The organism is Actinomadura rayongensis (assembly GCF_009831215.1).
Classification (GTDB): domain Bacteria; phylum Actinomycetota; class Actinomycetes; order Streptosporangiales; family Streptosporangiaceae; genus Spirillospora; species Spirillospora rayongensis.
The window spans coordinates 38773-53433 of sequence record NZ_WUTW01000007.1; the positions used below are offsets into that span (position 1 = coordinate 38773).

The following is a 14661-nucleotide window of genomic DNA, read 5'->3' on the forward strand; positions in this document are numbered from 1 at the left end:
GAAGCGTGACCTCGCCCTTTTGCGTTGATACTGGTGTTATGACGCTCATCGGGAGGGCCGCCGAGTTCGACGTGCTGGCGTCCGCGCTGGACCGGGCCGCCGACGGCTCGGCCGGGATCGCGCTGGTCGGCGGCGACGCCGGGATCGGCAAGTCCCATCTCGTCGGGGCGCTGGCCCGGCGGGCGCGCGAGCGCGGCGCGACCGTGCTGGTCGGGCAGTGCGCCGAGCTGGGCGAGTCCATGCCGTACCTGCCGCTGGCGGACGCGCTGTGGACGGCCGCCCGCGCCGATCCGCAGATCCGCCGGGCCGTGGACGACCGTCCGGTGCTGCGCGGCCTGCTGCCCGACGGGGAGGGCGCGCCGGACGCCGCCCGCGACCTCGGCCGCCAGCAGCTCCTCGGCGCCGCGCTCGGCCTGCTCGGCGAGCTGGGCGACGAGCGCGGCCCGGTGCTGCTCGTGCTGGAGGACCTGCACTGGGCGGACCGTTCCACCCGGTACCTGCTGACGTTCCTCAGCCGCGTCCTGGACCGCGAGCGGGTCTGCCTCGTCGGCACCTACCGCACCGACGACCTGCACCGGCGGCACCCGCTGCGCCCGGTCGTCGCCGAGCTGCTGCGGCTGCCGAACGTGACGTCGGTCGAGCTGCGCCCGTTCGGCCCGGACGAGACCGCCGCGTTCCTCGGCTCGCTCGGCGGGACGGACCCCGAGGCCGCCCGCCGCATCCACGAGCGCTCGGAGGGCAACGCCTTCTACGCGGCCGAGCTGCACGCGGCGGCCCGCGACGGCGGCGCGCTGCCCGCCGCGCTCGCCGACCTGCTGCTGGCCCGGGTGGAGCGGATGTCGGACGAGGCGCAGCGCGTCCTGCGGGTCGCGGCCGTGGTCGAGCGGCGGGTCAACGACGAGCTGCTGCGCCGGGTGTCGGGGCTGGACGAGCCGTCCGTCGGCGCGGCGCTGCGCGAGATCGTGTCGCACCACCTGCTCGTCCCCGACGGCGACGGCTACCGGTTCCGGCACGCGCTGCTGCGCGAGGCCGTCGCCGCCGACCTGCTGCCCGGCGAGGCGGCCCGGCTGCACGCGGCGTTCGCGGCGCTGCTGGCGGGCGAGGACCGGCCGCGCGCGAAGGCCGAGCTGGCGCACCACAGCCTGGCGTCCCACGACCTGCCGACGGCGTTCGCGGCGTCGGTCGCGGCCGGGCGCGAGGCCGAGCGGATGGGCGCGCCGGACGAGGCCCACGACCACTACGACCGGGCGCTGTCGCTGTGGGACGCGGTGCCCGACCCGGCCGCCGCCGCGGGGATGGCGCGGGCGGAGCTGGAGATGGCGGCCGTCCGGGCGTCGGCGCGGGCGGGCGACGTCCGCCGGTCGGTGACGCGGCTGCGGCGGCTGCTGGCGACGCTGGACCCGGCCGACCGGCGGCTCGTCGCGGCCGTCCGGTCGCGGCTGGCCTACCACCTCGACGACCTGGACCAGCACGCGGAGGCGCTGCGCGAGGTGCGCGCGGCGCTGGACCTGCTGCCGGCCGATCCGCCGACGGCCGAGCGCGCCAAGGCCCTCGCCACCTACCTGCGGAGCCTGCTGGCCGAGGACGACCAGGAGGACCTGACCGCGCTCGCGGAGGAGACGATCGCGGCGGCGCGGGCGACCGGGACGGCCGACGCCGAGGCGGGCGCGCTCGTCTCGCTCGCCCTGTACCGGGAGCCGCGCGATCCGGACGCCGACGTCGAGCCGCTGTTCCACCGGGCCCGGGACCTCGCCGTCGCGGCGGGCGACCTCCAGGTGGCGCTGCGGGCCGCGTTCCACCGGGCGCGGGCGCGGTTCGACCGGGGCGACCTGGCGGGCGCGGCGGCGTCCGCCGACGAGGACCTGCGGTTCGCCGGGGAGCACGGCCTGGACTGGAGCGTCTACGGGCTGACGCTGCGGTGCCTGCGGTTCCTCGTCCACTACACCTCGGGCGACTGGGCGGCGGCGGCCCGGACCGCCGACGGGTTCGGCATCCGGTTCACGCGGCCGTTCGAGGCGCAGGTGTCGGCGTACGCGCTGTTCCTGGACGTCGCGCGGGGCACGCCAGCCGTCGCCGAGCGGCTGGCCCGGTTGGAGCCGATCTGGGACCACGACTGGCTCATCGCCTACATCGCGCGCGGGCTGGCGGCCGAGCACGCCCTGTGGAACGGCGATCCGGAGGGCGCGCTCGACCACGTCCGCGTGCTGCTGGACGGCGGCCACCCGCGCGACCCGGCCATGATCCGGATCGCGGCGACGGGCCTGTGGGCGCAGGCCGACCTGGCGTCGGCGGCGCGCGCGTCCGGCGACACGGCCGCCGCCGCTGCCGCCGTCGAGGCGGCGGACGCGCTGCTCGCCCGCGCCCGGACGGCCGCGACGACCACGCTCGACGGGTCCGCGCGGGCCTGGCTGGGCGTGGAGGGCGAGGCGTTCCTCGCCCGCGCGGAGGCCGAGCACGCCCGCGCCGCCGGGCGCGACGACCCGGAGCTGTGGCGGGCGTCGGCGGCGGCGTTCGGCTACGGGCCGGACGGGTTCGTCTACGAGGTCGCGCGGTCGCGGTGGCGGCTGGCGGGCGCGCTCGCGGCGCGCGGGGACCGGGACGCGGCGGCCCGCGCCCGGACGGACGCGCTCGCGCTGGCCGAACGGCTCGGCGCGGCGCCGCTCGTCGCGGCGCTGCACGAGCTGGGGACGCGGGCGCGGCTGGCGGCGCCCGCCGAGGAGGCGGCCGGGCCGGACGGGCTGGGCGGGCTGACGGCACGGGAGCGCGAGGTGCTGAAGCTCGTCGCGGACGGCCTCGGGAACCGGGAGATCGCGGCGGCGCTGTTCATCTCGCCGAAGACCGCGAGCGTCCACGTGTCCAACATCCTGGCGAAACTCGGGGCGTCGAGCCGGACGCAGGCCGCCGCGCTGGCGCACCGGGCCGGGCTGTGACGGTCCTTACACCGGGTCTTGCGGAACATCCCGGGCGTTGACGGCATTAGACCTGTCTGTCTATGTTCGTCGGACTGCGGTAGACAGACAGGTCTACTCACTTCGCTCCCGAGCAGAGGATCGTCCGTGGAAACAACCGTCCAGTCCCCCGCCGTCGCGCCGGCACGGCACGCGCGCTCGCGGCCCGGCCTCGCGCTCGGCCTGCTCGCGTCGATCATCGTGTCGCTGCTGGCGTCGTCCAGCGCGCCGACGCCGCTCTACGCCACCTACCAGGCCCGCTGGGGGTTCTCCCCCATCACGACCACCGTGGTGTTCGGCGCGTACGCGGTCGCGGTGCTGGTCGCGCTGCTGATCTTCGGGCGCCTCTCGGACCACGTCGGACGGCGTCCCGTGCTGTTCGCGGCCCTCGCCGTCCAGGCCGCGACCATGGTCGTCTTCGCGTACGCGGGGGACGTCGGCGTGCTGATCGGCGCCCGGATCGTCCAGGGCCTCGCCACCGGCGCCGCCGTCGGCGCGATCGGGGCCGCGATGCTCGACGTGGACCGGACGCGCGGCACCGTCGTCAACTCGGTCGCGCCCGGGTTCGGGACGGCCGCCGGGGCGCTGGCGTCCGCGCTCGTCGTGCGGTTCCTGCCCGCGCCGACCCACCTGATCTACCTCATGCTGATGGCGGTGTTCCTGCTCCAGATCGTCGGCGTGGCGGTGCTGCGCGAGACCGTGACGGCCAAGCCGGGCGCGATCGCGGCGATGGTGCCCGAGGTGCGGATCCCGCGCCGGGTGCGGCGGCCGATGGCGATCGCGGCGCCGGTCATGTTCGCGGTGTGGGCGCTCGCCGGGTTCTACGGGTCGCTCAGCCCGGCGCTGACGGCCGGGCTCGTCCACTCGCGGTCGGCGCTGTACGGCGGGCTCGGGCTGTTCACGCTCGCCGGGGTCGCGGCGGTGTCGGTCCTGCTCATGCGGGACGTGCGGGTCCGCCCGGTCATGTACGTCGGGACGGGCGCGCTCATCGTCGGCGTGATCGGCACGCTCCTGGCCGTGGACGCGGGGTCGACGCTCGGGTTCTTCGTCGGCACGGCCGTCGCCGGGCTCGGCTTCGGGTCCGGCTTCCAGGGCGGCATCCGGATGGTCGCGCCGCTCGCCGAGCCGCACGAGCGCGCGGGCGTGCTGTCGGCGACGTACGTCGTCTGCTACCTGGGGATGGGCGTCCCGGCGGTGATCGCGGGGGTGCTCGTCGTGCACGGCGGCGGGCTGCTGGTGACGGCGCGCGAGTACGGGGCCGCCGTGGTCCTGCTCGCCGCGATCGCGCTCGTGGGCCTGCTGCTGGACCGTCCGAAGGCCCAGGCTCCCGCATAATGGTGCGACCCGCCGGAGAAGGGATGAGGGAGATGACGCGCACGTCCGCTCCCCGGAGGTCCGCGCGCGAGCGCCTGCTGACCGCCGCGAACGAGCTGTTCTACCGCGAGGGCGTCCACACGGTCGGCATCGACCGGATCATCGAGCACGCCGGGGTCGCGAAGGCGTCTCTCTACAACACCTTCGGCAGCAAGGACGAGCTGGTCCGCGCGTACCTGGAGTTCCGGCACGACCGCGTCCGGCGGCGCGTCGAGCGGCACGTCGCCGCGGGCGCGACGCCGCGCGACCGTCTGCTCGCCGTCTTCGACGCGCAGGCCGAGGGGTTCGTCCAGCCGGACTACAACGGCTGCCCGTTCATCAGCGCGTCCGCCGAGTCCTCGGAGGGCAGTTCCGCCGAACGCGCCACACGGAACTACCGCGTCTGGCTGCGGGGCCTGTTCACCGGGTTCGCGACCGAGGCCGGGGTGGCGGACCCGGCGGGCCTGGCCCGTCAGCTCCACCTCCTCTACGACGGCGCGTCCCTGGCGGCGGGCCTGGACGGCGACCCGACGGCCGCCGCCGCGGCCCGCACCGCCGCCGTCGCCCTCATCGACACCGCCCCGCGCGTCGGCGGCTGACCCGGCGCGGCCTGTCGGCGCGCGCGGCGGTGGCCGGGGTCAGCGGGCGTCCGTGACGCGGCGCGCCGCCCGCATCCTGACGGCCGCGCCGCCCGCCGTCGCGGCGGCGGCCAGCAGGCACGTCCAGAGGACGGCGTCGTGCAGCGGCCGTGATTCCGCGGCGTTGAGGCCGTACACGACCATGGCCCACGGGAACGCCGTCACGAGGACCGCGACCGGGAGGGTCGGATGTCTTCGGGCCAGGACGAGCGCCGCCAGGAGCCCGATGACCAGCGCGACCACGATGGCGGTTCCCAGCGGCGCCGCCGCCGTGTAGCGGTACCAGAGCGGACGGGACATGAAGATCGGGTCGGGGATGTCCGGCGCGTGCTCGACGCGCCAGAAGGACCCGTCCGCGAAGACGCCGACCGTCAGGACCGCGAGCATCGCCGCCGCCAGGAGCGGAGCGGGCCGCGGGTCCGGGCGTTCGGGGGCCAGCGGATCGGCCGGCGCGGCCAGGACGATCAAGGCGAACAGGGCGAGCGCGCCCAGCGCCCACAGGGGCGGACGGTCCGCGCCCGTCGGCGGGGTCAGCGGGAGCAGCGCGGCCGAGGTCGCGGTGGCCAGGGCGGCGAGCGTCCTTGTCAGTCGGCGTAGGCCGAAGGCCGCCGCCGGGAGCATCAGCAGCCACGGCAGGTAGACGAGCGGACCCAGTGTCGCGAACGGGCCGATGCGGTTCGGCGGGTCCGGGTCGGGGAGCGTCGGCGGACGCCAGTCCCACTCGGCGCAGAGCAGGAACAGCGCCGAGAGCGCGACGCCCGACGCGACGGCCAGCGGCGCGGCGGCGGCCAGCGTCCGTCCGGCGGGGGACGACGCGGTCAGGCCCATGCGGTGTCGGACGCCGTGCGCGGCGAGGTCGGCCAGTTCCCGTGCCGCGCCCATCCGTCCCTGCCCGTCCAGGGCGTCGCGGACGGTGCTGACGATCTCGGCGTGCCGCCCGTCCCGCGCGGACGGCCGGTAGAGCCGGACGACGAGCCCGGCCAGGCGCTCGGCGGCGCTCATGCGGGCACGCTCCGGCCGCGCAGCCGCAGCCGCCGCTCCGCCTCGGCGGCCTGCGCGCGCAGCCGCGCGGCCTCGTCGGCGAGCACCTCGCCGCCCGCGCCGGTCAGCGCGTAGTAGCGGCGGTGCCGGCCGTCCACGACCTCCTCGCCCGCGACCTCGACCCAGCCCTGCTCCTGCAGCCGGGCGAGCGCCGCGTACAGCGTGCCGGTGCGGAGCCTGACCCGCCCGGAGGAGATCGCCTCCACTTCCTTGATCAGCGCGTAGCCGTGCCGTGGCTCGTCGGCCAGGGCCGTGAGCAGCAGCCGCGTCGGCTCCTGCATCGCAGTCGACGTCATGCCGACGAGCATAACCCGCTCGTCGGCATATGTCGACCGTCGACCTATGGGAGCGCGTCGGCGGTCGCGCGGAGCCGCCCACCCGCTCCGGTCACCGGCTCTCCGTGCCCGAAACAGGCGAGGCTCGTGTCCAGCTCGGCGAGGCGGCGGAACGACTCCGCCGCGACCCCGGCGTCCAGGTTGAAGACGCCGAGGATGACGTCGCCGTTGAAGTGAGCCGCGATGTCCCCGGTGAACAGCACCTTCTCGGCCGGGAGGTACAGCGCGACGCTGCCGTCGGTGTGCCCGGGCGTCGCGACGACCCGCGCCCCCTCGGCCCCGAAATCAAGAACGTCGCCATCGCGCACCGGAACGTCCACCCCCACCGGCGGCGCCGCCTCAAGCCCCGCCGCGACCTTGGCGTGCAGCTCCCGCTCGAAGTCGCTGAAGTTCGGCTCCGGCCCCTCGACGTCGCCCGCGATGACCGGCGCGTCCGCCGCGCCCGCGACCACGGGCACGCCCCACGACGCGACCTCGGCCGCCGACCCGGCGTGGTCATCGTGGAAGTGCGTGAGCACGACCCGATCGAGCGCCCCCCGCGTCAGCCCGATCTCCCCCAGCGCCGCCTCGATCAGCGGCCCCGACCCCGGCTCACCGGTGTCGATCAGCGTCGCCCGCTCACCCTCGCGCCACAGGTAGGCCTGGTACCGCCCGAGATCGAGCCGGTACACGTTCGGCGACAGTTCGATAGCCCGCATGCCACGAAGCCCTCCTCACGGCACCGCCCAGCGCGGCCCGCACTCCAACCTGCCTCGCCACGCGCCCGAACCACCCCACATCCGCGCAGAGCAGAAAGGCCTAGTTTTCGCCCGCCACGAACTCGGGGAAGTGGCCGTTCGTGGGCGCCGACGGCGACTCCCCGAACACCAGATCACGAAGCATATTGACCATTCTTACGATCCGAATTCGATCACTCCCGAGGGAAACGCGCCCCTTTGCACCGGAGCCTTGGCCCAGCACCAGATCGACCATTTCCACCAGCCGAATGTCAGGCGAATATTCCGCCACCAAGGAGAAAATCGCCCGCGCCGCAGGAGACATCACATAGCCTTCGGGATTCCACAACCGCTCGAATTTTTCGAGCAGAAGAGGATGGACCGCGACCGCCAGCGCGAGGGCACTCCAGTCGATCAGGTCGTCGGGAATATGCTGCAACACCCAATCGATCATGAACTCGACACTTTCCTCGGATTCATAGAAAGTATGAAGCCTGAGGAGGAAGAAGAATCGATTCGCTATCGAGATGAGGGTATCGCGATGGGCGTCCGGAGGCAGTTCTTCGCTGATGTACGAGCGCGGCAGTCCAGCCGGGACGATGGCGGCGAGAAGGACATCGCTCCAGTGGTCACCGATTCCCTGGTAGCTCGAATCTTCGATGATGGCCTGGCCGTAGCGAAGCCACCGCTCGATCTGAACGTCACCGGCAAGCCGTGCGTGGGCGATCTCGTCGGACGGCACGAAGCCCTCGGCCACGACCCGGCCACCTCGGTGGGTCAGGGAACCCACCACCGACCGCCAGCAGTCGACGTCGAGGCCGGATTTCCAGAGGTCCACGACCGAAGGCCAGGCCCATGGCCCGGCCGACGCGTCCACCAGGCAGTCGATCGGAGCCGAATCGTCCGTCGACATCCACACCCGCAGCAGGACGAGATTGACCGAATAGGCGGCGAGTCTCCGCAGATGGTCGACCGGGAGTGGCCGGTAGGAGACGAACCGGCGGCTCTCGTTGCGACGGCGGAAATTTTGAACGAGCTTCTCCAAGAGCGCGAGCACCTGCTCTTGGAGAAGCGGGTCGAGCGTCCGAAATATCTCTTCGGCGAAATCGAGCGCGGCGCGTTGGAGCGAGAGGGGCTGGTGGGCGAGCAGCGCGAAAAGTTCGTCGTCGGAGTCGGCCGGAGTTCCACGGCGTCGGCGCGCCGACGTTTCTGCCAGGTCGGCCAGGACTCGTACGATGTGCGCGGCCACCAGGTATTCGCCGAAGGTCGCGTGAAGGAACTCGTACGACCGGCGGACGCTCTCTCCCTCGCTGTCGTACGGGCGCGCCTCGGCGGCGTGGACGAAGAAGAACTCGCCGAGCAGGCGCCGGCCGAGTTCGGCCTTGCGCGCTCCGGAGGGTTCCTGCTCGTCCAACGCAACGAGGTCTTCGCCGAGTTCGATGTCCGTTACGTTCTGGCTGCCCCGGTTCATCATGGCGAACGCCGCCACGGTCAGCCGCCACAAATGTTCCTCGATGCGTTCCCTGGCGGCCTCGTCATCGAGATACGGCTCGCGCTTGGCGACCTCCCGGTACGCGAAACCCTCCATGAGCAGTTGGTACAGCTCCGCCTGGGACATGCTGTCGTCCAGCTCGGGCGACGCCGGGTCGGCGAAGAACAGGGCCAGCAGCAGCAGGAGCAGCGGTTGCCGTGCGAGCGCCGACTGGCTTTGCACCATGTCGGCCGTCACGCACCGGACGTGTCCCCGCCTGATTCCGGGGGCGTTCGTCTCGTTCCAGATGTCGATCCACCGGGCGATCTGGGCGTCGTCAAAGTCCTCCAGCTTGACAATGACGGTGTCGGCGGGGATTTTCACGCGGTCGGCCACCAGCGTCCGCGAGGTGACGATCACCGCGGTCGGACGGCCCTGCTCGGCTTCCCGCTGCTGGAATTTCGCGATGTCCTGGAGGTAGTTGGCGCGCGCCCCGTGGGCCTGCAGCAGCTCGTCCAGGCCGTCCAGCAGGATCACGCGCACGGTGGCGGCGCTCTCCCGAGCGAGTTCGGGCCAGGAGACCCGTCCGTTGGTCGCCGTGCGCAGCGCCTGTTCGATCTGGTCGAGAACGTCGGCGTCCGCCTGCACATGGCGCAGCGGGACGCGCACGACCGTGAACGTCTCGGCCGGAAGACGCGCCGCCAGGACACGAGTCAGCAGGCTTTTGCCGCCACCCGGATGGCCGAGCAGCAGCATCGGTTGTTCATGGGCGGCCTGGCTCGTCAGATGAGCCACGAGCAGAAGGTCGATGTCCTGGCGGACCGCCTGCTGCTCCCACGTCTCCTCGTTCGACACACCCGTCACCGATCCGGTCGAGACCAGAGGCGAATCGCGGAGTCGAAAACGCGGGTCGATGAAGGCGTCCTTCAGAAGGGGAAAGCGCACGCCGGGGCCGGACCGGGCGGCCTCGTCCGCGATGAGCGGTTCTTCCAGAGCTCCCCGGTTGGCGTTCGCCAGCGTTGCGCACGCGTCCGGAAGTGCGGACGCCTCGCGGCGGAGCAGCGCCTCGATGCGGGCGAGGGACGTCTTCTGCTCGGCCAGCGCCGCGGACACGCCGGCTCCGGTGGCGCGGACCGCTTCGCGTGTGGCGGCGTGCTCACCGAGTTCCGACCACACGCGGAACTCGGGAACGGCCGCGGCCAGTTCGATATAGCGGCTCCGGTAGCGGGCCAGAGCCTTTTCCAGAATGTCCGCCCGGGGAACTCGGCCGCGGTTCTCCGGGCCGTCGGCGAGGCCCGCGACGAAGTTGTCGATGCGGCCCATGAGCCGGTCGATCCAGAACTGCACGAACGTCGCGTTCTCCTCGAACCCGAACGCCACGGACGGCGCTGGAACGCCCGACTCGTAGAGAACCGCGAGGACGTCGTCGCCCGCCCGGGCGTTCCGTGTCATGAGCGCCCGCCGTTCGTCTTCGGAAATCCGCAGGCGCCGCAGAACGTTCTCGGGCACCTCCTCCGTGAAGACCTCCCAGAAGGACGCCGCGACGATCGTGGTGTGGGCCGCCGCGATCAGGTCGATGCGCTCCAGGCCGGCCGTCCCGTCGAGGCGGGACTTCGCCTTGTCCAGCAGGGCGCCGACGAGTTTCGTCGCCTCGTTCTTCTGGTCAACCCACCCGAAGAGCACGGCGGCGCCGACGAGCGGCCCGCCCAGGGCGGCCACGCCCGCGCCGAGGATCACGCCGCCGAGCAGGCCGTCCAGCTTGTTCAGTATCCGTCGGTCGTGCTGGCCCAGGATCTGCAGGGCGCCCCGGTAGGTGAGGGGTGGAACGCGGCGCACATCGCCTCCCGATCGACGTCGCGGACCTTTCAGACTAGGGATCCATGACGCCGCGTACGGGGCGATTGTCAGAGAACGGTCACGGTGTCGCCCGGGGAGACGTGGCCGGGACGGGTCACCGTCGCGTACACGCCCGCGCACGCGTGCGGGCCCATGCCGGGGCGGGGTTCCACAAGGTTGTCGCGGGCCGGGACGCGGAGGGCGTCGCGGAAGCGCGGGAGCATGCCCTGTTCCAGGGTCGGGACGGCGCAGCGCGGCGTAGGGGCGATGATCCGCAGGACGGCGTCGCCGACGGACACGTCGTGGCCGACCCAGGCGTTCTCGGTGTAGCCGGCCTCGGGGGTGCGGACGATCAGGTTGGGGCGGTAGCGGATCGCGCAGACCGCGTCCCCGGCCTCCGCCCCGATCGCGTCCAGTGTGGACGTCGTGATCAGGTGGACGGGCGCGAAGTCGTGGAACGAACCGGCCGGCAGCGCCGTCGGCTCGACCGGGACGTCGGCCGTCTCGCCGTGCGTCAGGACCTCGTCGGGGACGGCGCGGTCCAGGGACGCGGCCTCCGGCGGCGTCGCCGTCAGCCGGACGGGACGGCCCACGAAGTCCGACAGGAGCGCGTCCGCGTCGGGGTCCGCGCTGCAGAGCGTCCGCCCGTCGGCGAAGGTGAGCCGGACGCCGTCGCCGACCGTCGCGACGTCCACGCCGAGCAGCGACCGCCACAGCCGCGGGTTCTTCGCGGACGCGACGCGGCCCGACGCGACGTCCACCAGCGCGAACGCCCGGTCACCGGCGAGGCCGGACGCCCCCACCGGCACCGCTTCGACGTCCTCGCCCAGCATCGACTTCACCGGATAGCGCCGCACGGCGACCACGGAACCCATCCCGCCATCGTGCCGGAAAGTTGATCATCCGGTGTAGTCGAACGTGTCCGGATCCGGCCCGGTGCGCTCGTCGCGGTTCAGCGCGGAGATCGCGGCCATGTCGTCGGGCGCCAGCTCGAACCCGAACACGTCGAAGTTCTCGGCCACCCGCGCGGGCGTGACGGACTTCGGGAACACGATGTCCCCGCGCTGCAGGTGCCAGCGCAGGACGACCTGGGCGGGCGTCCGGCCGACCCGCTCGGCGATGCCGGTGACCACCGGGTCGGCCAGCACCTTGCCCTGCGCGATCGGCGACCACGCCTCGGTCGCGATGCCGTGTTCGCGGTCGTACGCCCGGACGGTGTCCTGCGTCAGGTACGGGTGCACCTCGATCTGGTTCACCGCCGGGACGGTCTCCGACGTCTCCATGACGCGCCGCAGATGCGGCGGCTGGAAGTTGGACACGCCGATCGCGCGGCACCGCCCGGACGCGTAGATCTCCTCCATCGCGTGCCAGGTCTCCACGAAGTCCCCGACGCCGGGCAGCGGCCAGTGGACGAGGAACAGGTCGAGGTGTTCGAGGCCCAGCTCGTCCATCGTCCGGTCGAACGCGGCGAGGGCGTCGTCGCGGGCGTGCGCGCCGTTGTTCAGCTTGCTGGTCACGAAGATCTCCGACCGGTCCAGACCGGACGCCGCGACCGCCTCCCCCACGGCCCGTTCGTTGCCGTACATCTCGGCCGTGTCGATGTGCCGGTACCCCGCCTCGAAGGCGGCGAGGACGGCGTCGCGCGTGGCGTCCGGGTCGATCTGGAACGTCCCGAAGCCGAGCTGCGGGATCGTGACGCCGTTGTTCAGGGTGATGTCCGGTACGTCGGTCATAGCGAAAAGCACCTCGCGCTGACGATGGGGTCTCCCGAAGGGGCTGCAGTCCATCCCCTAACCACGACCCCCGCGCGCAAACAGCGGTCAGGGCTTGCGCAGGACGCCGCCGTACTCGTAGAGGCTCCGGTTGACGCGGGTGGCGCCGTCGTAGGTCCGCAGCGGTTCGGGGACGGCCGGCAGCGGCGGCTGGTCCGGGTCGGGACGCCAGTCCAGCAGGTTGACCAGGCCGGGTTCGACGGCGTCCAGGCCGTCGGCGAACAGGGCGGCGAACTCGTCCGGCGTCCGGGTCTGCCACGGGATGCCCGAGTCGTTGATCTCCCGGCTCATCCGCGCGCCGCGCTCGGCGTCGTCGCAGACCACCTGGGACAGCGCGAGGTGGCTGCCGGGGACGGCCCGGTCGATCGCCGTGCGCAGGACGCGCCGGGGATCGGCGTCGTCCAGCAGGTGGTGCCCGACCGACAGGAACAGGACGGCGAGCGGCTCGTCCCAGTCGATGAGCCGGTTCAGCGCGGGGTCGGCCAGGATCGCGTCCTGGTCGAGCATGTCGCCGCCGATGATCGTGGTGGTGGCGTCGCTGGTCAGCAGCGCGCGGCCGTGGACGAGCACGATCGGGTCGATGTCGACGTACACGACGCGGGCGTCCGGGGCGAACGTGTGCGCGACCTGGTGGACGTTGGCGTCCGTCGGCAGCCCGCAGCCCATGTCGATGAACTGCCGGATCCCGGCCTCTTCCACCAGGTACCGGACCCCCCGGTAGAGGAACTGCCGGTTCTGCCGCGCGATGTCCAGGCATTCGGGAAAGCCCTGGAGGATGTCGCGGATGAAGGCCCGGTCGGCGGGGAAGTTGTCCTTCCCGCCGAGCATGTAGCCGTAGGCGCGCGCCGAATGCGGGATTCCGGTGTCAAGGTCCACGTTCTCGGTCTCCAAGGGGGGCTCCCGGCGGTCGGTGAAACGCTCGTCCCATGATCGCCGTAAACCGGCCGGTCCGGAGGGGAAACCGGGTCACGGTTCGATGTTCAGGCCCCGGTGGATCTCGGCGAGCACGGCGGACTGTTCCGGGACGAGGTAGAAGTGCCCGCCGGGCAGGACGCGCAGCGCGAACGGCGCGGACGTCAGCTCCCCCCAGCGGGCGGCGGAGGGCTCGTCCACGCGGTGGTCGGCGTCGCCGACGAGCGCGGTGACGGGCGAGGTCAGCGCGGGCCCGGGCACGTACCGGTAGTCCTCGACGAGCCGGAAGTCGTTGCGGACGTAGGGCAGGACGAGTTCGCGCATCTCCGGGTCCCGCAGGATCTCGGCGTCCGTCCCGCCGAGCCGGGTCATGGCACCGATGAGCCCGTCGTCGTCCAGGCCGGAGATGCTCTCGTCGTCGCGGTCGTGCGGCGGGCGCGTGCCCGAGACGAACAGGTGCGCGACGGGCGTCCCGCGCTCCTGCAGCAGCCGCGCGACCTCGAACGCGACGAGCGCGCCCATGCTGTGCCCGAACAGCGCGGCCGGACGGTCCAGCAGCGGCCCCATGGCGCCCGCGACGAGCCGCGCGAGGCGTCCGGCGTCGGGGACGAGCGGGTCCCGCAGGCGGTCGGCGCGCCCCGGGTACTGGACGGCGTGGACCTCGACGGCCGGGCTGATCTCCTTCGGCCAGGACCGGAACGCGACGGCCGAGCCGCCGGCGTGCGGGAGGCAGAACAGCCGGACCGCCGCGAACGGGCGGGGCTCGGGGCAGCGGAACCAGGTCACGGGATCAGCTCCTGTTCGGAACGGTCCGCCGGGACGCGGGCCGCGCGCGGGTCGTGCGGCAGCGGCCACGGCGCGTACCGGGGATCGGGGACGGTCTTGGCGAACGTCGTCTCGCTCGCGACGCGGAACCCGCGCCGCCGGTAGTTGGCGAGCGCGTTCGGGTGGTCGAGCGTGCTCGTGCGCAGCCAGACGCGGGCGGCGGGGCCGGTGTGCTCGGCCCAGGTCCGGCCGCGCTCCCAGGCGCGGCGGACGCACTCGGTCACCAGGTGGCCGCCGTTGCCGGCGCCGACGAACTCGGGCGTCAGCCCGACGAGGTGGATCTCGGTGTCCCCGCCGGGCTGCGCCTCGATCTCGAAGAACCCGGCGAGCGTCCCGTCGGCGAGCGCGAGCCACACGCCGAGTTCGGGCCGGTCGACCCAGGCGCGCCAGTCGTCGTGCGTCCAGCCGAACCGGTCGGTCCAGCAGACGCGGGCGCCGACGACGGCGTACAGGGCGCGGCTGACGTCGGCGGACGGCCGCCGCGCCCGGCTGAGCGCGATCGGGACGTCCGGCGGCGGCGCGGGCCGCAGGTCGCCGGGGTCGAGCATCTCCAGCGCCCATTCGGTGACGTGAGGGATCACCAAGGGCGCGGGTTCAGGCACCCATCGCCTCGGCGAGGCTTTTCGGGCGCATGTCGGTCCAGTTCTCCTCGACGTAGGCCAGGCACGCGTCGCGGGAGTCCTCGGACTTGGCGACCGTCCACCCGGCGGGGACCTCGGCGAACGACGGCCACAACGAGTGCTGGCCCTCGTCGTTGACGAGCACCAGGTACGTGCCCTCGGGGTCCTCGAACGGGTTCGTCATCGGGGGGCTC

13 protein-coding genes are annotated in these 14661 nt (G+C 73.1%); 3 read left to right on the top strand and 10 right to left on the bottom strand.

What is annotated here, in order from left to right; genetic code table 11:
• Positions 1 to 38: 38 nt before the first annotated feature.
• The 3 genes from GQ466_RS32495 (at position 39) to GQ466_RS25320 (ending at position 4900) form a co-directional block, all read left to right on the top strand.
• Positions 39 to 2930, top strand: a complete 2892-nt coding sequence (locus GQ466_RS32495) for a helix-turn-helix transcriptional regulator (protein ID WP_161105543.1) — start codon at positions 39 to 41, stop codon at positions 2928 to 2930.
• A gap of 126 nt (positions 2931 to 3056) precedes the next feature.
• Positions 3057 to 4283, top strand: a complete 1227-nt coding sequence (locus GQ466_RS25315; RefSeq protein WP_337193620.1) for an MFS transporter — start codon at positions 3057 to 3059, stop codon at positions 4281 to 4283.
• Positions 4284 to 4315: 32 nt separating this feature from the next.
• Positions 4316 to 4900 (top strand): TetR/AcrR family transcriptional regulator, encoded by a 585-nt coding sequence (locus GQ466_RS25320; RefSeq protein WP_161105544.1) that lies wholly within the window; start codon positions 4316 to 4318, stop codon positions 4898 to 4900.
• 39 nt (positions 4901 to 4939) lie between these two features.
• On the opposite strand, the gene GQ466_RS25325 is transcribed toward GQ466_RS25320, so the two are convergent.
• From GQ466_RS25325 to GQ466_RS25370, 10 genes are all read right to left on the bottom strand, one after another.
• Entirely contained in the window at positions 4940 to 5941 is a 1002-nt protein-coding gene (locus GQ466_RS25325) for a hypothetical protein (protein WP_161105545.1), read from the bottom strand.
• Positions 5938 to 6276 carry a PadR family transcriptional regulator gene (locus GQ466_RS25330; RefSeq protein WP_161105546.1) on the bottom strand — a complete coding sequence of 113 codons (339 nt, stop codon included), beginning with the start codon at positions 6274 to 6276 and terminating at the stop codon, positions 5938 to 5940. Before GQ466_RS25330 ends, GQ466_RS25325 begins: the two co-directional genes overlap by 4 nt.
• A gap of 44 nt (positions 6277 to 6320) precedes the next feature.
• Positions 6321 to 7013: an MBL fold metallo-hydrolase gene (locus GQ466_RS25335; RefSeq protein WP_161105547.1), complete on the bottom strand. Its 693-nt coding sequence runs from the start codon at positions 7011 to 7013 to the stop codon at positions 6321 to 6323.
• A 100-nt stretch (positions 7014 to 7113) separates the two neighbouring features.
• Entirely contained in the window at positions 7114 to 10338 is a 3225-nt protein-coding gene (locus tag GQ466_RS25340; RefSeq protein ID WP_161105548.1) for an NACHT domain-containing protein, read from the bottom strand.
• 68 nt (positions 10339 to 10406) lie between these two features.
• Positions 10407 to 11213 carry an MOSC domain-containing protein gene (locus tag GQ466_RS25345; RefSeq protein ID WP_161105549.1) on the bottom strand — a complete coding sequence of 269 codons (807 nt, stop codon included), beginning with the start codon at positions 11211 to 11213 and terminating at the stop codon, positions 10407 to 10409.
• Between the two features lie 24 nt (positions 11214 to 11237).
• Positions 11238 to 12071: an aldo/keto reductase gene (locus GQ466_RS25350; protein ID WP_161105550.1), complete on the bottom strand. Its 834-nt coding sequence runs from the start codon at positions 12069 to 12071 to the stop codon at positions 11238 to 11240.
• Between the two features lie 87 nt (positions 12072 to 12158).
• Positions 12159 to 13001: an SAM-dependent methyltransferase gene (locus GQ466_RS25355; protein ID WP_161105551.1), complete on the bottom strand. Its 843-nt coding sequence runs from the start codon at positions 12999 to 13001 to the stop codon at positions 12159 to 12161.
• A gap of 75 nt (positions 13002 to 13076) precedes the next feature.
• Positions 13077 to 13808, bottom strand: a complete 732-nt coding sequence (locus GQ466_RS25360) for an alpha/beta fold hydrolase (protein ID WP_161105552.1) — start codon at positions 13806 to 13808, stop codon at positions 13077 to 13079.
• Complete coding sequence (locus tag GQ466_RS25365; RefSeq protein WP_337193621.1) at positions 13805 to 14428, bottom strand: GNAT family N-acetyltransferase; 624 nt, start codon at positions 14426 to 14428, stop codon at positions 13805 to 13807. The genes GQ466_RS25360 and GQ466_RS25365 overlap by 4 nt, the downstream gene beginning before the upstream one ends.
• 13 nt (positions 14429 to 14441) lie before the next feature.
• Positions 14442 to 14651 (bottom strand): MbtH family protein, encoded by a 210-nt coding sequence (locus GQ466_RS25370; protein WP_161105553.1) that lies wholly within the window; start codon positions 14649 to 14651, stop codon positions 14442 to 14444.
• Positions 14652 to 14661: the final 10 nt, after the last annotated feature.

Excerpts from the sequence above, each read along its gene's own strand:
- GQ466_RS32495 (WP_161105543.1), top strand. The coding sequence starts at position 39 with ATGACGCTCATCGGGAGGGCCGCCGAGTTCGACGTGCTGGCGTCCGCG.
- GQ466_RS25320 (WP_161105544.1), top strand. The coding sequence starts at position 4,316 with ATGACGCGCACGTCCGCTCCCCGGAGGTCCGCGCGCGAGCGCCTGCTG.
- GQ466_RS25325 (WP_161105545.1), bottom strand. The coding sequence starts at position 5,941 with ATGAGCGCCGCCGAGCGCCTGGCCGGGCTCGTCGTCCGGCTCTACCGG.
- GQ466_RS25330 (WP_161105546.1), bottom strand. The coding sequence starts at position 6,276 with ATGACGTCGACTGCGATGCAGGAGCCGACGCGGCTGCTGCTCACGGCC.
- GQ466_RS25335 (WP_161105547.1), bottom strand. The coding sequence starts at position 7,013 with ATGCGGGCTATCGAACTGTCGCCGAACGTGTACCGGCTCGATCTCGGG.
- GQ466_RS25345 (WP_161105549.1), bottom strand. The coding sequence starts at position 11,213 with ATGGGTTCCGTGGTCGCCGTGCGGCGCTATCCGGTGAAGTCGATGCTG.
- GQ466_RS25350 (WP_161105550.1), bottom strand. The coding sequence starts at position 12,071 with ATGACCGACGTACCGGACATCACCCTGAACAACGGCGTCACGATCCCG.
- GQ466_RS25370 (WP_161105553.1), bottom strand. The coding sequence starts at position 14,651 with ATGACGAACCCGTTCGAGGACCCCGAGGGCACGTACCTGGTGCTCGTC.